The organism is Streptomyces sp. BBFR2, from assembly GCF_044497305.1.
In the GTDB taxonomy this organism is placed as follows: Bacteria; Actinomycetota; Actinomycetes; order Streptomycetales; family Streptomycetaceae; genus Streptomyces.
The window spans coordinates 139,973-163,583 of record NZ_CP172415.1; the positions used below are offsets into that span (position 1 = coordinate 139,973).

At 74.2% G+C, this 23,611-nt stretch carries 22 protein-coding genes and 1 riboswitch; of the genes, 12 read left to right on the top strand and 10 right to left on the bottom strand.

The window, feature by feature from the left end:
* Positions 1-50 precede the first annotated feature (50 nt).
* Positions 51-1,565 carry an arabinofuranosidase catalytic domain-containing protein gene (locus ACGH2B_RS00580; protein WP_399082258.1) on the top strand — a complete coding sequence of 505 codons (1,515 nt, stop codon included), beginning with the start codon at positions 51-53 and terminating at the stop codon, positions 1,563-1,565.
* 275 nt (positions 1,566-1,840) lie between these two features.
* Entirely contained in the window at positions 1,841-2,872 is a 1,032-nt protein-coding gene (locus ACGH2B_RS00585) for a chitinase (protein WP_399082261.1), read from the top strand.
* 111 nt (positions 2,873-2,983) lie between these two features.
* Here ACGH2B_RS00585 and ACGH2B_RS00590 read toward each other — a convergent pair whose 3' ends face one another.
* Both ACGH2B_RS00590 and ACGH2B_RS00595 read right to left on the bottom strand, forming a co-directional pair.
* On the bottom strand, positions 2,984-3,745 hold the full coding sequence (locus tag ACGH2B_RS00590) for a chitinase (RefSeq protein ID WP_399082264.1): 762 nt from the start codon (positions 3,743-3,745) through the stop codon (positions 2,984-2,986).
* Positions 3,746-4,477: 732 nt separating this feature from the next.
* Positions 4,478-5,116, bottom strand: coding sequence for a class I SAM-dependent DNA methyltransferase (locus tag ACGH2B_RS00595; RefSeq protein ID WP_399096597.1), 639 nt, complete (start codon positions 5,114-5,116; stop codon positions 4,478-4,480).
* A 194-nt stretch (positions 5,117-5,310) separates the two neighbouring features.
* On the opposite strand from ACGH2B_RS00595, the gene ACGH2B_RS00600 reads away from it, so the two are divergent.
* Both ACGH2B_RS00600 and ACGH2B_RS00605 read left to right on the top strand, forming a co-directional pair.
* Positions 5,311-5,799, top strand: a complete 489-nt coding sequence (locus ACGH2B_RS00600) for a carboxymuconolactone decarboxylase family protein (RefSeq protein WP_399082267.1) — start codon at positions 5,311-5,313, stop codon at positions 5,797-5,799.
* Positions 5,796-6,719 carry an RNA polymerase sigma-70 factor gene (locus ACGH2B_RS00605; protein WP_399082270.1) on the top strand — a complete coding sequence of 308 codons (924 nt, stop codon included), beginning with the start codon at positions 5,796-5,798 and terminating at the stop codon, positions 6,717-6,719. The genes ACGH2B_RS00600 and ACGH2B_RS00605 overlap by 4 nt, the downstream gene beginning before the upstream one ends.
* 244 nt (positions 6,720-6,963) lie before the next feature.
* Here the strand turns inward: ACGH2B_RS00605 and ACGH2B_RS00610 are convergent, their stop codons facing one another.
* Positions 6,964-7,677, bottom strand: coding sequence for a B3/4 domain-containing protein (locus ACGH2B_RS00610; RefSeq protein WP_399082273.1), 714 nt, complete (start codon positions 7,675-7,677; stop codon positions 6,964-6,966).
* 82 nt (positions 7,678-7,759) lie between these two features.
* Positions 7,760-8,596: an EamA family transporter gene (locus ACGH2B_RS00615; RefSeq protein ID WP_399082276.1), complete on the bottom strand. Its 837-nt coding sequence runs from the start codon at positions 8,594-8,596 to the stop codon at positions 7,760-7,762.
* A 154-nt stretch (positions 8,597-8,750) separates the two neighbouring features.
* Here ACGH2B_RS00615 and ACGH2B_RS00620 point away from each other — a divergent pair, with 154 nt between their 5' ends.
* The 4 genes from ACGH2B_RS00620 to ACGH2B_RS00635 all read left to right on the top strand — a co-directional run bounded on the left by ACGH2B_RS00620 (position 8,751) and on the right by ACGH2B_RS00635 (position 14,136).
* The gene (locus ACGH2B_RS00620) at positions 8,751-9,335 is read left to right on the top strand and encodes a helix-turn-helix domain-containing protein (protein WP_399082279.1); all 585 of its coding nucleotides are present in this window, start codon (positions 8,751-8,753) and stop codon (positions 9,333-9,335) included.
* Positions 9,336-9,710: 375 nt separating this feature from the next.
* Positions 9,711-11,273 (top strand): protein kinase, encoded by a 1,563-nt coding sequence (locus ACGH2B_RS00625; RefSeq protein WP_399082282.1) that lies wholly within the window; start codon positions 9,711-9,713, stop codon positions 11,271-11,273.
* Between the two features lie 158 nt (positions 11,274-11,431).
* Positions 11,432-12,937 (top strand): transferase, encoded by a 1,506-nt coding sequence (locus ACGH2B_RS00630; protein WP_399082285.1) that lies wholly within the window; start codon positions 11,432-11,434, stop codon positions 12,935-12,937.
* Between the two features lie 578 nt (positions 12,938-13,515).
* Positions 13,516-14,136 carry a DUF4328 domain-containing protein gene (locus ACGH2B_RS00635; RefSeq protein WP_399082288.1) on the top strand — a complete coding sequence of 207 codons (621 nt, stop codon included), beginning with the start codon at positions 13,516-13,518 and terminating at the stop codon, positions 14,134-14,136.
* A 91-nt stretch (positions 14,137-14,227) separates the two neighbouring features.
* Here ACGH2B_RS00635 and ACGH2B_RS00640 read toward each other — a convergent pair whose 3' ends face one another.
* On the bottom strand, positions 14,228-14,770 hold the full coding sequence (locus tag ACGH2B_RS00640) for a DUF3592 domain-containing protein (RefSeq protein ID WP_399082291.1): 543 nt from the start codon (positions 14,768-14,770) through the stop codon (positions 14,228-14,230).
* A 737-nt stretch (positions 14,771-15,507) separates the two neighbouring features.
* On the opposite strand from ACGH2B_RS00640, the gene ACGH2B_RS00645 reads away from it, so the two are divergent.
* Together ACGH2B_RS00645 and ACGH2B_RS00650 are read left to right on the top strand one after the other, a co-directional pair.
* Positions 15,508-15,885 carry a hypothetical protein gene (locus tag ACGH2B_RS00645; RefSeq protein ID WP_399082294.1) on the top strand — a complete coding sequence of 126 codons (378 nt, stop codon included), beginning with the start codon at positions 15,508-15,510 and terminating at the stop codon, positions 15,883-15,885.
* Positions 15,886-16,309: 424 nt separating this feature from the next.
* Positions 16,310-16,933, top strand: coding sequence for an FMN reductase (locus tag ACGH2B_RS00650; protein WP_399082297.1), 624 nt, complete (start codon positions 16,310-16,312; stop codon positions 16,931-16,933).
* Between the two features lie 18 nt (positions 16,934-16,951).
* Here the strand turns inward: ACGH2B_RS00650 and ACGH2B_RS00655 are convergent, their stop codons facing one another.
* Together ACGH2B_RS00655 and ACGH2B_RS00660 are read right to left on the bottom strand one after the other, a co-directional pair.
* Positions 16,952-18,049, bottom strand: a complete 1,098-nt coding sequence (locus ACGH2B_RS00655) for an LLM class flavin-dependent oxidoreductase (protein ID WP_399082300.1) — start codon at positions 18,047-18,049, stop codon at positions 16,952-16,954.
* A 458-nt stretch (positions 18,050-18,507) separates the two neighbouring features.
* On the bottom strand, positions 18,508-18,834 hold the full coding sequence (locus ACGH2B_RS00660) for a hypothetical protein (RefSeq protein WP_399082303.1): 327 nt from the start codon (positions 18,832-18,834) through the stop codon (positions 18,508-18,510).
* Between the two features lie 519 nt (positions 18,835-19,353).
* Between ACGH2B_RS00660 and thiI the strand changes: the two genes are divergently transcribed.
* A complete protein-coding gene (gene thiI, locus ACGH2B_RS00665; RefSeq protein WP_399082306.1) occupies positions 19,354-20,628 on the top strand; it encodes a tRNA uracil 4-sulfurtransferase ThiI in 1,275 nt (424 codons plus the stop codon).
* A 231-nt stretch (positions 20,629-20,859) separates the two neighbouring features.
* Positions 20,860-21,435, top strand: a complete 576-nt coding sequence (locus ACGH2B_RS00670; protein ID WP_399082309.1) for a histidine phosphatase family protein — start codon at positions 20,860-20,862, stop codon at positions 21,433-21,435.
* Between the two features lie 190 nt (positions 21,436-21,625).
* Here the strand turns inward: ACGH2B_RS00670 and ACGH2B_RS00675 are convergent, their stop codons facing one another.
* From ACGH2B_RS00675 to ACGH2B_RS00685, 3 genes are all read right to left on the bottom strand, one after another.
* Positions 21,626-22,384 (bottom strand): CbtA family protein, encoded by a 759-nt coding sequence (locus ACGH2B_RS00675; RefSeq protein WP_399082312.1) that lies wholly within the window; start codon positions 22,382-22,384, stop codon positions 21,626-21,628.
* 22 nt (positions 22,385-22,406) lie between these two features.
* Positions 22,407-22,625 (bottom strand): CbtB-domain containing protein, encoded by a 219-nt coding sequence (locus tag ACGH2B_RS00680; protein WP_399082315.1) that lies wholly within the window; start codon positions 22,623-22,625, stop codon positions 22,407-22,409.
* 61 nt (positions 22,626-22,686) lie between these two features.
* Positions 22,687-22,768, bottom strand: a riboswitch (cobalamin riboswitch).
* Positions 22,769-22,940: 172 nt separating this feature from the next.
* Positions 22,941-23,582: a DUF4232 domain-containing protein gene (locus ACGH2B_RS00685; protein WP_399082318.1), complete on the bottom strand. Its 642-nt coding sequence runs from the start codon at positions 23,580-23,582 to the stop codon at positions 22,941-22,943.
* Positions 23,583-23,611 lie beyond the last annotated feature (29 nt).

The window sequence follows — 23,611 nt, forward strand, 5'->3', positions numbered from 1 at the left end:
CGTAGGCTGATTGCGCTCCGACTCCGTACCGGCTCACCCGGGGAGACACCATGCGCACCAGGAAATCCGCCGCCCTACCCGCCCTTCTCCGGCCCCCGGCGCGCAGTCGCCGACGGCATCTGATGACCGCGCTGGCGGCCCTGGGGATCGTCGTCGTCGCGCTGATCGGGCTGCCGTCGGTGTCGCAGGCGGCCGCCCCGCTGCCGTGCGACATCTACGGCGGGACCGGCACCCCGTGCGTCGCCGCGCACAGCACCACCCGCGCCCTGCTGTCGTCCTACGACGGGCCGCTCTACCAGGTGACCCGGGCGTCGGACGGCGCCACCTCCGACATCGGCCTGCTGTCCCGGGGCGGTTACGCCGACGCCGCCCGCCAGGACGCGTTCTGCTCCGACACGACCTGCGCCATCACCCGGGTCTACGACCAGACCGCGCACCACAACGACCTCGATCCGGGCCCGGCGGGCACCGCCGGTATGGGGCCCGACCGCGGCGCCGACGCCGCCGAGATCGCGGTGCGGGCGGGCGGGCACAAGGTCTACGGCATCTGGATCTCGCCGGGCGTCGGCTACCGCAACCACGGCGCGGGCTCGGGCACCGCCGTGAACGGGCGGCCCGAGGGCGCCTACATGGTGGCCAGCGGCACCCATGTGGGGTCCGCCTGCTGCTTCGACTACGGCAACGCCGAGGCCACCCCGGCGGACACCGGCAACGGCCACATGGACGCCGTGAGCATCGCCACGACCTGCTACTTCGCGCCGTGCAGCGGTTCGGGCCCCTGGGTCGAGGCGGACCTGGAGAACGGCATGTTCCAGGGCGCGAACGGCTCCAACACCGCGAACACCGGGAACCGGAGCCCGTTCGTGACGGCCGTGCTGAAGAACGACGGGCGCACCACGTACGCCCTGAAGGGCGGTGACGCGCAAAAGGGTGCGCTGTCGACCTGGTGGGACGGCCCGCTGCCGGACCGCGGCGGCTACGAACCCATGCATCAGGAAGGCGGCATCATCCTCGGCACCGGCGGCGACAACAGCAACTGGAACCGGGGCACGTTCTTCGAGGGTGTGATGGTCGCCGGTTACCCGACCGACGCGGCCGAGAAGGCGGTCCAGGCCAACGTCGTCTCCGTCGGCTACTCCGGCCGGACGGACGAGCCCAACGGCCCCCAGTCCACGATCACCGGCCCCGGTCGCCGGTGCGTGGACGTCGCCGCGGACGACACCGGCACCAACGGCGCCGCCGTCCAGCTCTGGGACTGCCAGACCTACGCCGAGGACCAGCACTGGCACCACCACACCAACGGCTCGCTGAGCACGATCGGCCGGTGCCTGGACATCGAGGGCAACGGCACGGCCGACGGCACCCCCGTCCAGTTGTGGGACTGCGACGGCGCCGGCGGCCAGGTCTGGCGGCAGCGCGCCGACGGTTCGCTGCACAACCCGCGGTCCGGCCGCTGCCTGGAATCCCCCGGCGGCGCCACCGCCAACGGCACCCGGCTGCGCCTCGCGGACTGCGACGGCTCCGCGGCGCAGAAGTTCCGGCTGGGTGAACCGGCGTCCGGGTGAGGGGCTTCACGGGCACCGGCCGCGGGGAGGGGTGTCCTTCGCGCCGTTCCGACCCATCCGGCCGCCACCCCTGACCCGGCGTCCTCCTCCGCCGAATCAGCGCCGTGCGCCACACACCTCACGGGCGGGCTCCGCACCGGTCACTTCCGGTGCGGGGCCCGCCTTGTCCGTCTGCCGCCATCCGTATGCCGTCGGGTCCGGTGTATTGACGCGCCCCGGAGCGGGGTCCACGCTATGGAGCGATTGGTCTGGACCATCTCTCCCTGGGAGGTCATGTGCCCGCTCGTCGCCCCGGAACGACCGTCGCCGCCGTCGCCGCGTGCTGCCTCGCGCTCACCGCCGCCGGATCCGCGCTCGGCGCGGACCGCACCGCCGCGCCACGGCCGACGGCCCTGGACAGCAAGTGGTACGCCGCGGCGCCCTACCTCATGCCGCTCGACAACGACCCGCCGGACGCGGGAGCGGTGATGGACGCCACCGGCCTCAAGGCGTTCCAGCTCGCCTTCCTCCTGGCGCCGAACGGCGGTGGCTGTTCGCCGACGTGGGACGGCACCAGCCCGGTGGACAAGGACACCGCGGTGGCGAAGGTCATCGACGCGATCCGCGCGAAGGGCGGCGACGTCTCCGCCTCCGTCGGCGGTTACGGCGGCACCAAACTCGGCCAGACCTGCGGCACCCCCGAGGCGACGGCCGCCGCCTATCAGAAGGCCATCGACAAGTACGGCCTCAAGGCGCTCGACTTCGACCTGGAGGAGCCGGAGTACGAGAACACCGCCGCCATCCACAACGAGATCGGCGCCGCCAAGATCCTCCAGCGGGAGAACCCCGGGCTCTACCTCTCCGTCACCACGGCGGGTACGGCCGACGGCACCGGCTGGTTCGGCAAGCAGATGCTGAACGAGGCGAAATCCCAGTCCTTCACCCCGGACAACTTCTCGATCATGCCGTTCGACGGGGGTTTCGACGGCGCGGATTCCCAGACCGCGGCGCTGACGAAGTTCAACGCTCTCCTGCGGTCCACCTTCGGCTGGGACGAGGCCACCGCCTACGCCCACGAGGGCATCTCCCAGATGAACGGACGCAGCGACACCGGGGAGTTCTTCACCCAGAAGGACTTCCAGAAGGTGCTGGACTTCGCGGTCTCCCACCGCATGGCGCGTCTGACGAACTGGTCGGTCAACCGGGACCGTCAGTGCACCCCGCCGGACAACAACGGCAAGACGTCCGGCACCTGCAGCAGCGTGCCGCAGGGCGCGTACGACTTCACGGCCTTCTCGGTGAAGTTCGCGGAATCCAGCGGTAGTTGACGCTTGATCAGCAGAAGTCGCGGGTCCGTGTGCCGGGCCGGGACCTGCGGGTCCCGGCCCGGCACACGGACCGCTCACCGCCGTGGCGGTGCCCCTCGCGCGCTCAGCAGCTCAGCAGCTCAGCTTGTCCCCGGGTACGGTTCCCAGGATCTGCACGAAGCTCTGGTAGCTGTTGATCCGGCTCTGCACCTGGTCGGGGTTGCCGCCGTTGCACTCGATGGTCCCGTTGATGGCGCGGATCGTCTCGCCGAAGCCGGCGCCGTTGACCATCGCGTCGTGCGGCGTCATGGTGCCCGGCCCCTTCTGCGTGTTCCAGTACCACAGGGCGGTCTTCCAGGCGACGGCCGGGTCCTTCTCCACCAGCGACGGGTTGTTCAGCAGGTCGATGCCGAGCGCGTCACCAGCCGCCTTGTAGTTGAAGTTCCAGCTCAGTTGGATCGGGCCACGTCCGTAGTAGGCGGCCTGGCCCGCGGGGCAGCCGTAGGGCTGGGTGGCGTCGCAGTAGTGCGGGTAGTTGCCGGTGTTCTGCTCCACGACGTAGACGAGACCGCCGGTCTCATGGCTGACGTTCGCGAGGAACGCGGCGGCCTCCTGCCGCTTCACGGTGTCGCTCCCGGTGTTCGCGAACCCCGGGTAGGCGCTGAGCGCGTCGGTCAGCCCCTGGTACGTGTAGAACGCGTTCCGGTTCGGGAACATCTGGTTGAACTGGGCCTCGCTGACGACGAATCCCTCGGCCTTGGTAGCGGCATTCATGCAGGTCAAGGCGGTCGGGGAACACCCGGGCGCGGCGCCCGCGGGGGCGGCGGGCGCCAGTACGGCCACGCCCGCGGCCAAAGTGGCGACGCTGAGCAGGGCGGCGATACGTGATCTCATCCGGAACTCCTTCGCGCGGCCGCACCTGCGCCGGGCTACGGGACCGGACGGACACACCGGACGCCGGAACACCGGGCAGCGGGCAGCCGCTGTGGGGGAATTGCCTTACCGAGCGGGCCTGTTGGGCGGCGCCGCCGCACAGGCCGGTGGAACACCACGGCACGCGAAAAGGACCGCGAAACCGGCTGCGGTCTAGACCAACGCCAGGCTAGAGCCGTTCCGCGCGGCGCGTCCATACCGCGTCATCGGGAAGCGTGATCCCGTTCGCGGTGGGGTGACGGGAGGCGCCCGGGGCGGCGGCGAGGGAGGCCGGGCGGCGGCGGCCGTCCGGGGCGGTGAGGGCCGGGGCGCCGCCGGGGCCGAGCGCGACGGCCGGACAACTCGGCTGTGCCGTACGGAATTTCGCCCTCTTCTGGGCTGCGGGCCGACGCCGGTCACGGGCCCCGGGGCGGTGCCCCCGCCCCGGCCTGGGCGGGCGGGGAGCGCGTGGGCCGACCGGTGTCGCGGGAGCTTCCACCGGCGGGGGCGCGGCAGCGGAACGTCCAGCCGGGGAAGGGAACGGCGGCAGACGCTCCAGCCGGGGAAGGAGCGGGGGCGGAAAGCCCCCGGGAAGGGCCCGGCCCGGCGCGCCACGCAGCGCGCCGGGCCAGGAGGAACGAGCCAGGAGGGGCCGGGCCGGAAAGGGCCGGGCCAGAAGGGCCGGGCCGGGAGACCCTGGCGCCCGGCCCTGGCTCAGCCCTTGCGCATCAGCAGATGGCCCCGGCGGAACCGCTCGCCCTCGCCCGGTTCGCGCAGCATCCGGCCCACTTCGGTGAACCCGGCGTCATCGGCCAGTTCCGCGAGGCCGTCGATCGGCCAGCGGTAGGCCGTCGTGACCTTGTGGTCGAACGGGGTGACCGGCCCGCCCTCCGACTCGAAGAAGCCGAGCAGGAGGTGGCCTCCCGGTGCCAGCAACCGGCGGAACTCGGCGAAGTACCGGGGCAGTTCACGGGGCGGGGTGTGGATCACCGAATACCAGGAGACGAGGGCGCGCAGCGTGCCGTCGGCCAGATCCAGGGCGTCCATGGAGCCGACCTCGAACCGCAGGTCCGGGTAGGTCTCACGGGCCAGTTCGATCATCGCCGGCGACAGGTCGACGCCGAAGACGTCCAGTCCCAGGTCCCGCAGGTGCGCGGTCAGATATCCGGGGCCGCACCCCAGTTCCGCGACGGGCCCGGGGTCGGGGGTCCGGGCGAGGTCGGCGAAGGCGGCGAGCACGGCGCGGTCCAGCGGGAGTCCGTCGAGCGAGCCGCGGACGAGGTCGGCGTAGAGCCCGGCGACGGCGTCGTAGGCGTCCGCCGTCGTTTCGAGGTGGCGGGAAGAGTCGGTCACAGAATCGGTCACAGGCGAGAACCCTAGGGTGTTCCCGCCGGGACCCGCCGCCCGGGCCGATCGGCCGCGCCATGGCGGCAGTTGTCCGGACTCGCCGCCGCCGGGTGAGACACAGCTCACATCGGTACGTGTCACAGGCGGCCGCGCCGTCTCGTCCCAGGTACGGAGTGATCGACGAGTACGGAGGAGCACACATGGACGCACGCTTGACCTTCACCACCGGCCCGGACGCCCCGAGGTCCTTCCGGCATCTGATGGCGGCGGGGCAGGCGCTGCGGGAGGGGCCGTTGCCCGCGGCGACGCAGGAGCTGGTGGCGCTGCGGGTGAGTCAGCTCAACGGCTGCGCGGTCTGTGTCGACATGCACACCAAGGAGGCGGCGGCCGCCGGGGAGAGCGCGGTGCGGCTGGCGCTGGTGGCCACGTGGCGGGAGGCCACGGTCTTCACCGAGGCGGAACGCGCCGCGCTGGAACTGGCCGAGGAGGGCACCCGGGTCGCGGACGCGGCCGGCGGGGTCGGTGACGCGGTGTGGGCCCGGGCCGCCGCACACCACGACGAGGAACAGCTCACCGCCCTGGTGATCCTGATCTCGTTCATGAACATGGTGAACCGGCTGAACGTCCTCACCCGGCAGCCCGCGGGTGAGTACGTACCGGGGCAGCTCCACGGAAAGGACGCGGTGTGAGCAAGGTCGAGGAGTTCGAGGAGCTGCGGCCGCTGCTCTTCTCGCTCGCCTACCGGATTCTGGGCAGCGTCGGGGAGGCGGAGGACGCGGTTCAGGAGACCTGGCTGCGGTTCGACGGTGCGGCGACCCGGCCCGCGTCGGTCAAGGCATATCTGTCGGCGGCGGTGACGCGGATCGCGATCGATGTGCTGCGGTCGGCGCGGGTGCGGCGGGAGGCGTATGTGGGGCCGTGGTTCCCGGAGCCGCTGCTGAGCGATCCGTACCAGGATCCGGAGCGGTCGGCGGAGCTGGCCGATTCGCTGTCGATGGCGGCGCTCCTGCTGCTGGAGCGGCTCAGTCCGCCGGAGCGGGCGGTGTTCGTCCTGCGGGAGGTGTTCGGCTTCGGGTTCGACGAGGTCGCCGCCGCGGTGGAGCGGTCGCCCGCGGCCTGCCGTCAGCTACTGGTGCGGGCGCGGCGGCACATGGCGGACGGGCGGCCGCGGTTCGCGGCGGTCCGCGCGGAGCAGGAGGAGCTGGCGTCCCGGTTCTTCGCGGCGCTCCGCGAGGGCGACGTCGACGGTCTGCGGGAGCTGCTCGCCACGGACGTGACGATGATCGGCGACGGCGGCGGGAAGGCCCCGCAACTGGCCCGTGCGGTCATCGGCGCCGAGAAGGTGGCCCGGCTGCTCGGCTCCGTCTTCCCCTGGATGTCCCGGGTCGGGGTGGTCCTCGAACCGCACGAGATCAACGGCCATCCGGGCGCGGTCTTCCGCACCGGGGACGGCAAGGTGCTCCACACTCTGGTGCTGGACGTGCTCGACGGCCGGGTGCAGACCGTCCGCGGGGTGCTCAACCCGGACAAGCTCCGCCACCTCGGCCCGGTCGCCGACGCCTGGAGCGTCGACCGCGAGATGCGCCGGCTCCGCCGGCAGCAGAGCTGACGCAGGGCCGGCCGCCCGCGCGGTTCCCCGGGCGGCCGGCCCGTCAGCCACCGGATCCGTCAGGCGCCGGGGCCCGGCGCGCTCCCGGTGCGGTCGGCCACGGCGTCGGCGAGGACGCGGGTGTCCTCCCGGCGGCGCGGACGGCATCGACCCGGCGGGGGGGCGTCCGCGGTGACGGGGAGTTCGACGGCGGTGGTCTCCAGCGCGCCCGCACCGGGGCGGGCGCGGCCCGGAGCCGGGCGGCTCAGAGCCGGACGGCGGCCTGGGGCCGGGCCGGGTCGAGGTAGGTCACGGCGGTCCGGTCGGCGTGCGGGGCGAGCAGTTCCGCCAGCTCGGTGGCGGCGGTCTCGACGAGGGGGCCGTCGTCCGGGGCGCGGAGGGTTTCGAGGACGAAGAGGACGTGCGCGGAGTCCTCGGTGACGCGGGTGCGGTGGGCGTCGCGGTGGTTCCAGTGGCGGGTCAGGACGCCGGTGGTGTCCGTGTAGATGATCTCGCCGGGCGCCGGGTTCTCCACCGCGTCGGGGGCGCCGAGCGGGGTGAAGGACTCGCTACCGTCCGCGTACCGGATGTCGATGTCGCCCGTGACCCGCTCCAGGTCGAAGGCGCCCGCGGGCAGCCCGTGCCGGACGGAGACGGCGTTGTACGTGTCGACGGCCGGGTTGATGCGCGGCAGCGCGCCCTTCTTGGCGAGGCGGCGGCCGAGCGCGTCGACGCTGGGGCGGACCCGGCGCGGATTGGTGCCGAAGGAGCGGTAGGCGGCGTGCCACGCCTCGATGCGGGGATCGCTCTCGTCGGCGGGCCGCCAGCCGTCCTCGGCGCAGCTCCGCTCCAGCTCCTCCAGTGCGGCGGCCGTACCGGGCCACGGCGTACGGCCACGCAGTCCGGCGGCGGTGACCAGGGCGAGGAGCGTGCCGGGGAAGGCGTCCCCGACGGCGGGGGCGAGGCGGAGGACGGTCATGGGTGGTTCCTTTCGGGTGCGGTGATACATGCCGGAGCGGTCCGGCGGGCGGCCGGGCGCGGCGGCCCGGGCGGCGGGCCCGTCACGTCAGGGCGAGGAGCCCGACGGCGACGGCGGCGGTGCCCAGGCCCACGAGCTGGCCCCGGTGGATGCGTTCGGCGAGCACACCGCGGGCCAGCAGGACGGTGCCGGCCGGGTAGAGGGCGGTGATCACGGCGACGACGGTGAGATCGCCGCTGCGGGCGGCGAGGAGGAAGAGCAGGTTCGCCAGCGAGTCGAGGACGCCCGCGCCCGCCGACATCGCGTAGGCGGGGCGCTCCGTGCCGAGCCGGTGGCGCAGCAGACCCGCCGCGGTCAGGGTGAGGGCCGAGGAGACGGCCCGGCCGATGATCAGCGGGGCGATGCCGCTGCCGGACGGCGCCTGGTGCAGGCAGACGAGCTGGAGGGCGATGGCGCCGCCCGCGCCGAAGGCCAGCAGCAGCGCGGTCCGCGACGGGCGGACCCCACCGCCGCCGTGCCCGGCGCTGACCAGCACCACCGCGAGCAGCGCGAGCGGCAGTCCCACGAGGGCGGCGGTGCCCAGCCGCTCCCCCTGGCACAGGCCCACGCCGACCGGCAGGGCGGCCGAGACCAGGGCGGTGACCGGCGAGAGCACGTTCATCGGGCCGATCGCCAGGGTCCGGTAGAGCAGGGCGAACGCGGCGGCCGAGGCGATCCCGGAGGCGGCGCCCCAGCCGAGGGCCGCCGCGCTGAACGAGGCGCCGAGAAACGGCCACAGCAGCAGTTCGACGGTGAGGCTGGCCGGGGCGGCGATCATCACGGTGCGCAGGACATGGGCCTTGCGGGCGCCGAGACCGCCGAGGAAGTCGGCACAGCCGTAGGCGAGGGAGCTGCCCAGGGCCAGCAGCAGAGCGATCACGGTACTTCCCTTACTATGTCAACGGAACGACCGCACCGTACAACCAAACGACCGAGGCGTGTCAACCGACCGACCGCGATGCGGGACGGCGTTCCGCTCATGACCGGCGGCGGCCCGTCCGGGGAGACCGGGGGCCCAGAAGAAGGGTGATCGGATGGCCGAGACGGAGACCGCCCTGCGGACGCTCGCGCAGAACGTCAAGGCGGCGCGCACCCGCGCCGGTCTGTCCCTGGACGAGCTGGGACGGCGGGCCCAGGTGAGCAAGGGCGCCCTGGTGGGCCTGGAGAAGGCCCAGGGCAACCCCAACTTCGCCACCCTGGTCCGGCTCGCCGACACCCTCGGCGTCCCGGTCTCCGCCCTGCTGGAGGGGCCCGCCGAGGACCGGGTGCGGGTGGTGTCCGCCGACGCCGTGGCGCCGCTGTGGACCGGGCCGCACGGCGGTGAGGCGCGGCTGCTGCTGACGACCTCCGGCCCGGCGCCGGTCGAGGTCTGGCGCTGGCGCCTGGAGCCCGGCGAGGAGTACCCCAGCCACCCGCACCAGCCGCAGGTCGTCGAGACGGTCAGCGTCACCTCGGGCCGGATGACCCTGATCGTCGACGGCACCGAGCACCCCGTCGCGGCGGGCCAGACCGCCACCTTCGACGCCGACGCCCCGCACACCTACCGCGGCTCCGGCACCGGAACCTGCCACCTGATCATGACGGTCCACCTCCCGCCCGGGAGCGGAGCGCCCGCCTGACACCCGGCAGCGCGCACACGGGACGTACCGCCCCCTCCGCCGCAGCCGCCCCTGACGGGGCGATCGGCCCGGTCGCGGACGGGGCACCGTGGCCGGTACGGAGCGCTCCCCGGGCCCGGGGAGACGGGCGTCGCCGGACGTGACCTCGCGTGCGGGAGGCGGAGGCGACCGCGTGGGGTGCGGCGGGGCCGCGCCCCGGGGCGGGCGCCGGTGACGTGCGGCGGCCCGGTCGGGGAGCCGGAGGTGCGGAACGCGGCGCCGCCGCCCCCGGCGTCCGGCGCCAGTCGGTATCGTCACCGCACAGTTCATGTGACAACACTCCTACGATGTCGGCGACGGCAGGTACTTACGGGGTCGCGACGAATGGGTGGGGCTGTGACGCAGGAGGGCGCGCCGGGGCGGCTGATCGGGGGGCGGTACCGCCTGGCGGCCGAGCTCGGGTCCGGCGGCATGGGGCGGGTCTGGGAGGGCCAGGACGAACTGCTGGGCCGCCCGGTGGCCGTCAAGGAGGTCCGGCTGCGCGCCACCTCCCCCGAGGAGCGGGACGAGGGACTGACCCGCGCGCAGCGTGAGGGCCGCAACGCCGCCGTCCTCGCCGATCATCCCAACGTCGTCACCGTCTACGACGTGGTGATCGAGGACGGCGTCCCGTGGACGGTCATGCAACTGGTACGGGGCCGGTCCCTGCGGCAGGAGCTGACGCACGGGCCGCTCGACCCCGACCACGTCCCGCACATCGCCGCCGCCCTGCTGTCCGCCCTGCGCGCGGCGGACGCCGCCGCCCTCGTCCACCGCGACGTCAAGCCCGGCAACGTCCTGCTGGCCGACGACGGACGCGTGCTGCTGGCGGACTTCGGGATCGCCCGGATCATCGGGGACGAGACGATCACCGCCCCCGGCGCCTTCGTCGGGTCGTTCGAGTACACCTCGCCGGAGCGCGCCGACGGCCGGCCGGGCGGGCTGGCCTCGGACCTGTTCTCCCTCGGACTGACCCTGTTCCACGCGGTGGAGGGCTACCCGGCGTTCCGCCGCGACTCGCGGACCGCGACGCTCTCCGCGGTCCTGCTCGCCCCGCTCCCGGAGATGAAGCGGGCCCGCGGCGGGCTGCGGGAGCTGATCACCGCGCTGACGGCGAAGGACCCGGAGCAACGCCCCGGCATCGACACGGCCATCACGCTGCTGCGCGGCGGCGGGCGGGGACGCCGGGCGCCGGACGCCACCGGAGCGGCGGACGGCGGGCGGCCCCGCACGGGCGACACGACCGCCGTCACGGCCGTCGTCCCGGCACCGGACGGCGGGGGCGGGGCGACGCTCACCGCCGGCAGCGCCTTCCCGCCGCACACGCCGCACTCCCCCGGCGCCTTCCCGCCGCACACGCCGCACCCCTCCGACGGCACGAGCCGCAAGCGTGCGGGGCGGCTGCCGGTCACCCTCGCCGGCGTCTCGTCGCTCACCGTCGTCATGACCGTCGGCGCGTTCTTGATGACGCACCCCGGGGGCGACGCCCCGTCCGAGCCGCCGCCCGCCGTGACCACGTCCGCGAGCGCGCCGGCCGAACCGGGGCGGCTCACCGGCCCCGGCGGCACCTGCCTCGACGTGCGCGGCAAGGCGGACGGGGGCGACCACGCGCCCGCGGAACTGGGGCGGTGCCGCTCCTCGGCCGCCGGTCAGCTCTGGACCCAGCGCCCCGACGGAGCGCTGGAGACGCTGCGGCGGTGCCTGGGTCCGGTGGACGACGAGGCCGTGCCGGACACGCCGGTCGAGTTGCAGGACTGCACCGGCGCCGACGGGCAGAAGTGGGCGCCGCGGTCCGACGGTTCGCTCTTCCACGCGCGCTCGGGCCGGTGCCTGGCGCCCGACGGCACGCCCCGCGACGGCGTCCGGCTGCTGCTGCGCGACTGCACCGGCTCCGCCGACCAGAAGTTCACCCTGCCCTGACCCGCCCCGGCTCCTCCGGTTCCGTTCCGCGCGGCGGTGCGGAAGAGTGGCGTACGCCGGTCCGCCGCCCCCGTGCGGGGCAGCGGCGGGCCTCGGCGGCGGGCCGGGACACGGCCCGCGCCCCGGCACCCGGGGCCGGGCGAAGGGGGCGTACCGAAATGTCTTCGAGGCTACGGGCATGGGTCCGGCTGCTCACCGTGGCGACGCTGATCGTCTGCTACCTCACCCTGCACCTCGCGCTCGACGCGGGCGAGGAGCTGCGCGCCCGGGACCGTTTCCGGGACGCCCCGGCGCGGGCCGCCGCGTTCACCGCCGCGCTGGAACGGGCCTCCGACGGGGCCGCGCCGCCCTCCGGAGTCCGTACCGGCGCCGCGTGGTTTTGGGAGCACGCCCCGGCCGGGCCGAGCCGGTCGGCGGTGCTCGCCGCCGCCGACGCCGCCCGGGCGGGCCGCAGTTCCGCGGCGCGCGAGCGGACCGCGGGGCTCGTGGCGGAGGTCCGCCGGGAGCGGGCGCGTCTCGACCGGGACGCCGCCGCGTCCCGCACCACCGCACTGTGCTGGGCGGTACCCGCCGGAGCACTGCTCGTTCCGGCGCTGTGGCTGCGACGGCGGCGGCGGGCGGGCGTGGCGGACGTCGCCGCCGTGGTCAGCCGGCTGGCGCCGCGTCAGCCGTGGTGGCGGCGGCCGGTGTACCTGGTGGCCGACGGCTTCGGGTACGCCCTGTTCACGGTGGGTCTCCTGGGCGCCCAGATGGCGCAGCAGCAGGGCCACAAGATGTCGCTGACCGCGCAACTGGCGCTGCTGACAGGCGGGTTGGCCGCGCTGGGAGCCGCGGTCCCGCTCCTGCGCCACACCCGGCCGCGGGCGGTACGCGGCGCCGCCCAGGCCCTGCGCGCCGACGGCCGCCGCCCCGTGCTGTATCTGCGCAGCTTCGCCGACGACGCCGCCGCGGCCGAGGTCGACGACGGACCGTACGTCAAACTGCACTCGCGCGAGGAGCAGCTCGCGGGGGCGTTGGGCGCGGTCGGTCCGGTGATCACGGTCGGCCGGCCCGGGGAGCCGCTGCCGCGTCTGGGCGCGGCCCGGTTCTACCTGCCGCTCGACGACTGGCAGCCCGCGATCTTGGAGCTGATGGAACTCTCCCGGCTCATCGTGTTGCGCCTGGGGGCGGGCGACGGACTGTGGTGGGAGGTCGAACAGGCCCGCCGGACGCAGCCCGCGCGGAAACTGGTCCTGCTGGCCTCCGGCGACCAACCGGGCACGGCCGCACGGCTGGACGCCCACCTGCCCGCCCCGTCCGGCCTCGACACGGTGGTCCCGGAGGACCCCTGGACGTCCGCGGTCCTCGTCTTCGACGACACGTGGACGCCGCGGCTGTACCCGGTGACCTCGGAACCGGCCCCACGGCGACGCGGCCCGCTCACCCGGTGGATGGTCCGCCTCACCCGCCTCTACCTGGCGATGATGCTGCCCCGCACCCCCACACACCACCTGGCCCGCACCCTCCAGGAGGCGCTGGACAGCGGGGGAATCCGCGTCCGGCGGATGGCATGGCGGGCCACCCTCGCCACCCAGGCCACCCTGTTTCGCGGATTCGCGCTGGTCATATCCCTGGGCCTGCTCATCTGGCTCGGATACCGGACGCTGCGGTTCCTCCTCGGCTGACCCGGCCCCGGTCACGGCCCCGTACACCGGACCGAACCGGCCCCGGCCCGACCCGGGACGCGGCGCCCCCGCGCCCACTACGCTCGCCGTCCCCGGACAACGTCCGGCGGCCACACGACTCTTCGGGGGAGAACGTGGACGGTGCATGTGACGGCGCGTATGACGAGGCGCGCCGGGACACGACGGCGGATACGGGGCGGGGCCGGGCGGCGGGACCGCCGCCCGGGGCCGCGGGTGCGGGAGAGCCGGGCGGCCCGGCGGGATCGACGGGGCCGACGGGGGTGGGCGGCCCGGCAGCCCTGACCGGCCCAGCAGATCCGGCAGTTGCAGGAATTCCGGCAACTCCCCGAAGCCCGGGAGGTCCGGCGGGACCGGCTGCCCCCCTCGGCCGGACACGGTCAACCGGCCCGGGGTATCCGGCGGTTCCGGGAAGTCCGGCAGGCACACCGGGGGCAGCGGGGCCGGGCGGCCCGGCAGGACCAACTCCCCCCGGAATTCCGGCATTTCCGGGGGGCCCGGCGGCCCCGGGCGCCCCTGCCGGCTTCTTCGTCCCGGTGCCCCCTCCGCGGTTCAAGGCGGTGAAAGGGCTCGCGCTCGCCACCACGCTGCTCATCCTGGCGGTGCTCGTGGGCGACGCCCTGAACACCGTCTCCGACTGGCGGAACTACTCCGTCTTCCGCGCCTTCCGGGCGGGCGCGGCGACGCTCGCGGACCTCCGGGCCGCCGACACCTTCTCGTTGTGGGTGTCGCTACCGGCGGTCGTGGTGTCCGCCGCCGCGGGCGCGGTGTTCCTCGTCTGGTTGTGGCGGGCGCGGTGCAACACCGAGCTGTGGAGCAGCCGCACCGCGCACCGCCGCGCCCGCGGGTGGGCGATCGGTGGCTGGTTCACGCCGGTGGCCAACCTGTGGATCCCGTACCACGTCGTGACGGACGTCTGGCGGGCCAGCGCGGAACGGCGCCCGGCACCGCGCGGCCCGGTGACCGCGTGGTGGGCGGCGTACGTCGTCGGGCAGGCGCTCAACCGGTCGCTCGGGCAGTACTACCTGGCCAAGAAGATCACCGAGCCGGTCCTGCGCAGCGCCGCGGTGCTCTCCACCGTCTCCCTCGCACTCGACGTGGCCGCCGGCGTCCTGCTCATCCTCATCCTCACCCGGATCACCACCTGGCAGAACCGCAGACCACAGCAGCGGACGGCATGAGAACGCGCCGGGGCCCGCAGCCACCGGGGCGCCCGTCTTCGAGGCGGTGACGGACCTGTTCCGCCGGCGCCCGCTCCCGGACCGGCCGCCCTCACCGCCGAGCGGTCGCCGTCCGCCCGCGCCCCGGGCGCGCCGCCTGCCGCCGATCCCGGTCGGCGGGCGGCCGACGGCGCCGTATCGCACGGACGGCGCCACGCAGAACGGTCCTGGCGGGCAGCAACAGCAGCACCGGCGTCAGGACCATGAGCGCGAGCCCGATGAAGAGCAGCATGCCGGACAGGAACCGTCCGGTCGCGGCGGAGTTGAGGCTCGCCGTCTCCGGGTGCCCCGCCTCGTAGTGGACGGGGACCGTGGCACCGACCGCCGCGTCACCCCCTTGCTCGAAGCGGTACTCCCGCCCGTCGCCCGTGGTGAACCGCACCTCGATCCGCTCGGTACGGCTGCCCTGCGGACCGGTCCGCTCGCTCCTCGCCAGCACGATCCCGTCGGCCGTACGCCCCCGCGCGGCGAGCGCGGACGCCTCCCCCAGCCCGTCGGTCCCTTGCCGCACGAACCCGTACCCGAAGACGGTGAGCGCCGACGCCAAGGCCGCCACCACCACCCCGGCCAGGGCCTTCCCGGCAGTCCCCGCCACCGCGCGCCCCCGGCGCCACCGCCCCGACGCGCCTCTCGACGCCCGTCCGTCCACCACGCCCGCCCCCGTCCGCCCCGCACCCTGCCGGTGCTCCTGTGAGTGTTGTCCCCGCCCTGGCCCTCCCTACGCGGCGGCAGGCTCCGTCTTCGTACGCGGTACGGAGCGGGCGGGGCATGGCCGGTGCGGCGGCTCCCGGTGCGGGCAGCCGGCCGTCGGCGTACGCGAAGCGCCGCGGCGGACGGAGCCGGTCGCCGGGCCCCGTGCGGACACCGGACGGCCCCGTACCGCGAAAAGGGGAGAGGTCCTGCTCCGGGAGGCGGGCGACCGGAGCGCTTCGGCACGCCCCGAGAGCGCAGGTCGGCGGACCGGACCCGGGCGGTTCCGGCGGATGGCGGGGGCACCGTCTACGCCGGAATGGCCTCCGAGCCCCCGCAGCCTGCGGATTTCCAGGCCGCCCTGCCTCTTCGGCGGAGGTGGACCACGAGCCGGCACTCCACGTTCCCGGAACCGCCCCGGGCCCGTGCGCCACGGCCGGACCGCTCCCCTCCAAGTACCGGAAGGAACACGGCATTTACCACAACCCATCACGACATACAGCCGGTTTTGCTCCAAGTCGAAAGAGATGGTGCACCGATGGCAGTTCGTGCGACATTTCCGGTGCGTCGCCGAGGCGCCCGCCACACCGCGGGTCGGCGGGGGCCGTGGAGCGGCGCGTCACCTGACCTCAAGGGGGAAACATGCGAAAGATCACCAAGGCCGTCGCCCTGACCTTCGCGGCGGGCGCTCTCGCCACGGCGGGCCTGACCACCACCGCCAACGCCGCCCAGGCCGCGGGCAGCGTACGCGGCTGTCCGTCCGGCGCCGTCTGCGTCTACCCGCAGAACGCCGGCTGGAACAACGACCGCCCGTCGCTCGTCTACTACAGCTACGGCGCCCACAATCTCAGCAACCAGGTCGGTCAGCACTACGTCTTCAACAACCAGACCGGCGGCGCCACCGCCCGCACCTGCACGGGCTACAACGGCACCGGCGACTGCCAGGGCTACCTCGGCGCCGGCTACTTCATCGACAAGGACCTGACCCCGATCAACTCGATCCTCCTCGTCAAGCCGTAGCACCGCCGGACGGCGACAGAACGCGCCCGGTCCGGTCCTTTCGGGGCCCGGACCGGGCGTTGCGGTGGAGCGGTGGAGCGGCGGGCCGGAGCGTTCCCGGCGCGGCCGGCGCCTGGTGGCCGGGCCCGCGGGTGCGGGAATCCCCTGGTGTCCGCCCCGAGAGAGCCAGAACCCGGCCGCGCCTCCTCCACCCCTGATTGAGATGCGCCCGCCCGCCCCCTTGCCGAACTGCCCCGATGCCTCGTGAAGAGATGTCGCGGAGCGGCCGGTGGCCGTGGACCTGCCGGGTGCGGCGGTGGACCGTAGCCTGAGGAAAAGGCACCGGGCGGTGTGCGCGGCCGTCCGTGCGCGGTCGCGTGGCGGGCCGCGGGTACGGTGCGGCGCCGCCCGAGACGGGCCGCCCGAGACGGAGGGTCGTGGCGCGATGACGAACCTGGCGATCATCAGCGGCGGGTTGCGGGAGCCGTCCTCGACCCGGCTGCTCGCCGACCGGCTGGAGGCGGCGGTCCGCGCGGAGCTGGTGGAACGGGGGCAGGACGTTCACTCGTCGTTCGTGGAGTTGCGGCCGCTGGGCCGGGCGATCACGGACGCGATGCTGTCCGGATTCCCCACCGGCCCGCTGGAGGAGGCGTTCGAGACGGTGGCGCGGGCCGACGGAGTGATCGCGGTGACACCCGCGTTCAACGCCTCGTTCAGCGGACTGTTCAAGTCCTTCTTCGACGTGCTCCCGGAGGACACGCTCTCCGACATGCCGGTGCTGATGGCCGCCACCGGCGGGACGGAACGGCACTCCCTGGTGCTGGAGCACGCGATGCGGCCGATGTTCTCGTATCTGCACGCCGTCGTCTCCCCACGGGGCGTCTACGCCGCGACCAGCGATTTCGGTGCGGACACCGCCCAGCAGGGCACAGCGCTGCAGGACCGGGTCAAGGCCGCCGCGGCGGACTACGCCCGGCTGGTCCAGGGCTGCGGGACGCGGGTACGGCGTGACGAGTTCGAGGACGTCGTACCGATGGAACAGCTCCTGGGCGGCGGCGCGGCCTCCTGACCGGCGGGCCCCGGAGCCCTAGGCGGCGTCCGTGCCGGGGCCCGCTTCCCGGGCGGCGACGGCCGGGTGCGGGGGTGCGGAGGCGGGGACGCCGGGCGGGCGGAGGGCGGCGAATTCCTTGCGGAGGGCGGGGACGACCTCGCCGCCGAGCAGGTCGAGCTGTTCCAGGACGGTCTTCAGCGGCAGTCCGGCGTGGTCCATCAGGAAGAGCTGACGCTGGTAGTCGCCGACGGCGTCGCGGAAGCCGAGGGTCCGCTCGATGACCTGCTGCGGTGAGCCGACGGTCAGCGGCGTCTGCTCGGCGAACTCCTCCAGGGACGGCCCGTGCCCGTAGACGGGGGCGTTGTCGAAGTACGGGCGGAACTCGCGTACCGCGTCCTGGGAGTTGGGGCGGATGAACGCCTGGCCACCGAGACCGACGATGGCCTGGTCGGGGGCGCCGTGGCCGTGGTGGGTGAAGCGCGTCCGGTAGAGGCGGATCATGCGCCGGGTGTGGGACATCGGCCAGAAGATGTTGTTGTGGAAGAAGCCGTCGCCGTAGTACGCGGCCTGTTCGGCGATCTCCGGGGAGCGGATCGAGCCGTGCCAGACGAACGGGGGGACGCCGTCCAGCGGGCGGGGCGTGGCGGTGAAACCCTGGAGCGGGCCGCGGAACTTGCCCTCCCAGTCGACGGTGCCCTCCCGCCACAGCCGGTGCAGCAGCGCGTAGTTCTCGATGGCGAGCGGGATGCCCTGGCGGATGTCCTGGCCGAACCACGGGTAGACGGGGCCGGTGTTGCCGCGGCCCAGCATCAGATCGACGCGGCCGTCGGCGAGGTGCTGGAGGTAGGCGAAGTCCTCGGCGATCTTCACCGGGTCGTTGGTGGTGATCAGCGTCGTGGAGGTGGACAGCGTGAGCCGGTCGGTACGGGCGGCCAGATATCCCAGGAGCGTGGTGGGCGACGACGGGACGAACGGCGGATTGTGGTGCTCGCCGGTGGCGAACACGTCCAGCCCCACCTCCTCCGCCTTCTCCGCGATGGCGAGTGTGGCCTTGATGCGCTCATGCTCGCTCGGCGTACGCCCGGTGGTCGGATCGGCCGTCACGTCGCCGACGGTGAAGATGCCGAACTCCATGGTGACCGCCTCGTTCGGTTGAGTGCTCGGGGCGTGGCCGGGCGTCCGCCCCGGTATCGCGGGACGGCGGCCGCTCCTCGGCCCGGCCGGACGGACCCCGGCACCGGCCACCTCCGGCCCCCGCGCCGCCGGGCCCACGCCACAGCCAGCGTGCCACGCCACCCGTACGGCGGCATTCCGGAACGGGGCGAACGGCGCGGGCGAACCGTACGGCGCGGTACGAGGAGCCCGGTCCGCGCCTCCGGCCCGAGGGACCGGCGGACGCTCACCGTGACCCCACCGGGGCCGCTCGCGGGCGGGCCGGCTCCGGCGGGTCAGAGGAGGGACGGGGGCGGGGTGCGGGCGGCCCGGGTGAGCAGATCCGCGGCGCGTTCGATGTCGCTCCCGGTCGTGGTGCGGCCGACGCCGAGCCGCAAGGTGGCACGGGCCCGTCCGGCGCGCAGGAGGTCATCAGCCCGTCAGCGATTCCCCAGCCACACCAGGCGCTCGGTGAAGCCGCCCCGGTCGCGGGCCTTGGTTTCGCGGAGTTTTTCCAGTTGGTCGGGGGTGATGCCCAGGTCGGCGGCGAGGGCGTGGATGACCTCCAGGACGTCCGCGAGTTCTTCCGGGGCGTCGGGCTCGTCCGCCGTGAGGAATTCGGTGACCTCCTCGCCGAGCTTGTCCCGCAGGCGCCTGCGGTACTCCTCCGGGCCCGCGGTCCGGATGACCGGTTCGGCCCCGTCGTCCCGGATGATCTGCGGAATCCGGTCCCGCACCAACTTGCCGGCCGTGCTGTAGCGGTTCACCTGCTGCACCCGTCGCCGTGGGGCGGGCACCGGACCGCCGCCCCTCATGCGGCCACAGCCTAGGGAAGCCGTCCCGCCTCCGGTCGGCTGCCCCGTCGGACCCACCCGTTCGGCGGGGGCCTTACGGCGAGGGCGCCGCACCGGCCGGCGGCCAGCCCTGGACGACCGGCCCTCCCCCGTACCCGCCCCCTCCGCGGCCCCCGCGGCCGGACGTAGTCTTGTCGGTGCCGGTGGTTCGCCGGGCTTTCCCGCTCCCGCCTCCCCGTCCCGGAGTGCCACGGGGCGGGAGGGGCGACGGCCGGTGAGCGGGTCCGGGGGCCTCTCCGTGTTCCGGGGACTCTTCCGGTGTTCCGGGGACTTCTCCGGTGTTCCGGGAAGTGCCGTGCGCGCCGTGGTGTGGCCGGGCCTGGGGCTCGCCGTGCGGCCGGTGCCGGTTCCGCTCCGGCTCAGTTCGTTCCTCTCGTGGGCGCGGCGGAGGACACCGCCGGTGCCGACCGGGACATTCCGAAAGGTTCATACATGACCGGCAACCCCGGTGTCCCCGCTCCCCGGGACGCCTCCGCCGCGGCTTTGGCCGGCGGTTCCTGTGTGCTGCTCAAGCACGGTGAGGTCTTCCTCAAAGGGCGTAACCGTCAGCGGTTCATCGACCGGCTGCACGGCAATCTGCGGATCGCGCTGCGCGGTGTCGGCGGCTCCACCTGGATCAAGGGGGCGCAGAACATCACCGTGGTGGGCGGTGACGCGCCGGTGGAGGCGCTGGTGGAGCGGGTCCGGCGGGTCGTCGGGTTCCACTACGTCGAGCCCGCGGTGCGGGTGCCGTCCACGATGGAGGACGTCACCGCGGCGGCCGTCGGGGCGCTGCGTGCGCTGTGCGGGCGGCGACGGGTGCGGAGTTTCGCGGTCCGGGTGCGGCGGCGGAACAAGGACTTCCCGCTGACGTCGTCGACGATGGAGGTGCATCTGGGGGCGCGGATCCAGGAGGCGGTGCCGGAGCTGCCCGTGGATCTGTCGGCGCCGGATGTCACGCTCTCGGTGGAGATCGATCACCGGGAGACATATCTGTCGTGGGAGCGGCACCGGGGGCTGAGCGGGCTGCCGGTGGGGTCGAGCGGGCGGGCGCTGGTGCTGCTGTCCGGCGGGTACGACTCGCCGGTGGCCGCTCACCGGGCCATGCGGCGCGGGCTGGCCTGCGATTTCGTCCACTTCAGCGGGGCGCCGTACACGAACGCGGCGTCGGTGTACAAGGCGTACGCGCTGGCCCGGGAGCTGAATCGCAGCCAGCCGCCGGGGGCGCTGCACGTCGTCGCGCTCGGTTCGGCGCAGAAGCAGCTCGCGGTGGCGGGGGCGGGCAGGCTCCAGGTCGTCGCGCAGCGGCGGCTGATGGTGCGTGCCGCCTCGCGGCTCGCGGCGCGGACGGGGGCCCAGGCGCTGGTGACGGGCGACAGTCTGGGGCAGGTGGCGAGCCAGACGCTGGCGAACATGGTCGCGGTGGACGAGGCGGCGGAGCTGCCGGTGCTGCGGCCGCTGATCGGCTGGGAGAAGCAGGAGATCATCGACGAGGCGCGGGCGATCGGTACGGCCGAGGTGTCGGTCCTGCCGGACGAGGACTGCTGCTCGCTGCTGGCCCCGCCGCAGGTCAGCACCCGGGCCGGGCTGCCGGGACTGCGGTCGGTGGAGCGGCGGCTGGAGATGGACGAGGTGATCGAGGCGCTGCTGGCGTCGGCCCAGGTGCTGCGCCCCGGCGAGGACGAGGCGGAGCCGGCGCGGGGCGGGGACTGCCCGGCACACGGCTGATGGAGCGTCATGGGGGCTGTCCGCTCCCCTGACGTGCCGTCACGACTGGCCCGCTCTCGCCCTGTCGGGTACCACCGGATGCCCGGAAGGCGCGCGGAGTACGGATGTTAGGTTCGCGGTCGGCGCGGCCCCCGGCGGGCGAACGCCTCGCCGTCGCCCCGGATCGCCGCGGCCACGCGCCGTACCCCGTGGTGCGCCGCGCCGCCCCGCCCGCCCCGTGAAGGAGCCCTCGTGACCAGCCGTGTCCTGCTCGTCTCCCCGGCCATGACCGCGTCGCTGCGGCGTGCGGCGTTCGACGACGGTGATCCGCTGGACGCCTCGGGGGCGGCGCGGGCCCGGGCGGCGGCCGGTTCGCTGCCGGCGGCGGACGCGGTGGCCGTCTCGCCGGGCGTGCGCTGCCGGGAGACCGCGGAGGCGCTCGGGCTGACCGTGGACGACGCGCCGCCGGAGCTGGCCGGACTGGACGCCGGACGCTGGCGCGGCCGGACGCTGGAGGAGGCCGGCGCGGCCGAACCGGAGGCGGTGGGGCGGTGGCTGGCCGATCCCACGGCCGCGACACCCGGCGGCGAGTCGGTGGCGGACGTGTGCGCGCGGGTGGCGCGCTGGCTGGACGCGCTGGGTCCGGCCGGCGGCCGGACCGTGGCGGTGGTCGAGCCGGAGGTGGTGCGGGCGGCCGCCGTCCACGCGACCGCCGCTCCCCCGTCCGCGTTCTGGCGGTTCGACGTACCTCCGCTGACCCGCACGGAACTGACCGGACGGGCGGGACGCTGGAACCTCCGGCTCGGAGGGCCGCTCATCGCGGGGTGACGGGGGCTCGGTCGTACGGTGCGGGCGCGGCCGGAGCGGGGCGGCCCGCCCTGCCGCTACCGGCCCCGTCCGCCCTCGGGGCGCGGAAGGGGCCGAGACCGCGCGCGGCCCCGGCCCGGTGCCGCATCGGTCCGGCAACGTGAAGGGCCCCCGGCCGGCTGCCGGGGGCCCTTCATGTACACGGTGCGGCTCAGGGGCCGGCCGGTACCGCCTCGGCGGGCGCCGCCGGTGCCGGGCGCAGCAGCCGCTCGGCCAACTCGCCGAAGAGCAGGCCGAAGCCGGCCCACAGGGTGAGCTGCATGCCGAGGGCGGAGAGCCGGAAGCGCCACAGCAGCGCCGCCGGGAAGTGCTCCGGCACCTCGTCGATCACGGGCAGGAAGCCGTACGCCAGGCCGATGACCACGGCGAAGGCGAGCACCGCCGCGACCGTCGCGTACCAGGTGCCGATCCGGGGCGCGAGCTGTTTGCCCAGGAGGGTGGCGGCGACGGCGAGGAGGACGCTGAGGAGCATCATCAGGAAGTACAGGGCGGTCCGCTTGCCGATGGTGTCGGGATCGCCGACGGCGGGCGGGTTCGCCGGGTACTTCAGGAACGGTACGACGTAGACCGCGAGCAGGGCGCAGCCGGAGAGCAGCAGCGCCGTGGCGCGGGGACCGAAACGGCCCACGCGGCCCAGGGCGAAGCAGTAGCCGAGGGCGGCGATCCCGCCGAAGGCGACGCCGTAGACGAGGATGCCGGTGGCGAGACCGGCGGTGGACTGCACGGTACGGGAGACGAGTTCGGCCTCGTCGCCGTGGGAGTGCCCGGCGTGGGCGGCCTCCTCGAAGCCGATGGCGCTGCTGACGTCCGGCTCGCCGAGGAAGTAGGCCACGATCAGGGCGAGCACGCCGGCGCCCAGGCCGGCGAGCATGCCCCGCACGAGCAGATTGCGGACAGTGGTGGAGTTCATGGAGGTCGCGGCGTCCCTTGCGTCAGTGGCAGGGGAAGCCGAGCAGGTGGCGGGCGTCGTGCACCCATTCATGGACCCCCGCGCCGTTGAACACGGAGGTGGCGCCCTGCTCGGCGCCGACGAAGTAGAGCAGAACCAGCATCAGGATGCCGAAGAAGACCGCCCAGGGGGCGACCGCCTTGAGCGGCAGCTTGGCGGGGATGGCAGGAGTGGCGGTCGGCTGGGCGACATGGTGCGCCATGGCATGGCCTCCTTTGGGAGTTCGCGTCCCGTCTCGGTGGTGCACAGGACGACGGCCCCGGGTCTGACTCACACGCCGCCCGTCCGTGCGGAGGGGCGGCGTGCACACAGTGGCGCGACCGTGCCGGAGTTGCACCGGCTTCCGTCGTGCCGTCGTCGATATCGGACCGAAGGTACCGCGTGGCGGAGGACCGGCCAAGACCGGGCCGCACAGCGAACCGGCCACCCCCTCGGGCGCCGGTGTCCTGGAGTCCCAGGTCAGCGGCGGGGGGTGGCCGGATCGGTGGCGCGGTGGCGCGGTTGTCCGCCTCTGCCGTTACTTGCCCACGCCGACCGGGTCGACCATGACGCCCGACCCGTCGGACTTGTCGGTGACGGCGAGGTTGATGCTGGCGGGCAGCGACTTCGAGTGGGTCTCGTTGGGCGGGGTGATGATCAGGGAGGTGAAGGTCACGCCGCTGCCGCCGGAGGTGTTCGCCGGGGCGTGCAGCGTGAAGCGGGTCTCCTCGCCCGGCTTGACCTCGACCTTCGGCCCGGCCTCCTGGGAGCGGGAGGCGCTGATGGTGCCGTCCTTGCCCTTGAGGTCGACGCCCGGGAAGCCCTGGAGCGAACACGGCGCGGATCCGGTGTTCTTGAGGTTGACCAGGTAGGTGTTCTCGCTCATGCCGTGGGAGAGGCTGAAGTCGAGCTGCGCGGTCTTGCACGCGTCGCCGGCGCCGGAGCCGGAGCCTGCACCGGAGCCGGAGCCTGCTTCCTGACGCGGCTTCTCGCCCTTCTCGGCGGGGGCCGGGGCGTCGCCGGAGCCCTGGGAGGAGCCCTGGGAGGAGCCGCCGGAAGCCTGGGCGGACGACGAGGAGGACCCATCGCTCGCCGCGGAACCGTCAGCGCCGTCGCAGGCCGTGAGCGTGAGCCCGGCGACGAGGGCCAGACCGGCGAGAGGAAGGGTGTGGGCGCGCATCAAATCTCCTTGCGGGTGGTGCCGCTCGA

Excerpts from the sequence above, each read along its gene's own strand:
- ACGH2B_RS00610 (WP_399082273.1), bottom strand. The coding sequence starts at position 7,677 with ATGACCGTCCTCCGCCTCGCCCCCGCCGTCGGGGACGCCTTCCCCGGC.
- thiI (WP_399082306.1), top strand. The coding sequence starts at position 19,354 with ATGACCGGCAACCCCGGTGTCCCCGCTCCCCGGGACGCCTCCGCCGCG.
- ACGH2B_RS00645 (WP_399082294.1), top strand. The coding sequence starts at position 15,508 with ATGCGAAAGATCACCAAGGCCGTCGCCCTGACCTTCGCGGCGGGCGCT.
- ACGH2B_RS00680 (WP_399082315.1), bottom strand. The coding sequence starts at position 22,625 with ATGGCGCACCATGTCGCCCAGCCGACCGCCACTCCTGCCATCCCCGCC.
- ACGH2B_RS00685 (WP_399082318.1), bottom strand. The coding sequence starts at position 23,582 with ATGCGCGCCCACACCCTTCCTCTCGCCGGTCTGGCCCTCGTCGCCGGG.
- ACGH2B_RS00655 (WP_399082300.1), bottom strand. The coding sequence starts at position 18,049 with ATGGAGTTCGGCATCTTCACCGTCGGCGACGTGACGGCCGATCCGACC.
- ACGH2B_RS00650 (WP_399082297.1), top strand. The coding sequence starts at position 16,310 with ATGACGAACCTGGCGATCATCAGCGGCGGGTTGCGGGAGCCGTCCTCG.
- ACGH2B_RS00630 (WP_399082285.1), top strand. The coding sequence starts at position 11,432 with ATGTCTTCGAGGCTACGGGCATGGGTCCGGCTGCTCACCGTGGCGACG.
- ACGH2B_RS00580 (WP_399082258.1), top strand. The coding sequence starts at position 51 with ATGCGCACCAGGAAATCCGCCGCCCTACCCGCCCTTCTCCGGCCCCCG.
- ACGH2B_RS00590 (WP_399082264.1), bottom strand. The coding sequence starts at position 3,745 with ATGAGATCACGTATCGCCGCCCTGCTCAGCGTCGCCACTTTGGCCGCG.
- ACGH2B_RS00620 (WP_399082279.1), top strand. The coding sequence starts at position 8,751 with ATGGCCGAGACGGAGACCGCCCTGCGGACGCTCGCGCAGAACGTCAAG.
- ACGH2B_RS00600 (WP_399082267.1), top strand. The coding sequence starts at position 5,311 with ATGGACGCACGCTTGACCTTCACCACCGGCCCGGACGCCCCGAGGTCC.
- ACGH2B_RS00675 (WP_399082312.1), bottom strand. The coding sequence starts at position 22,384 with ATGAACTCCACCACTGTCCGCAATCTGCTCGTGCGGGGCATGCTCGCC.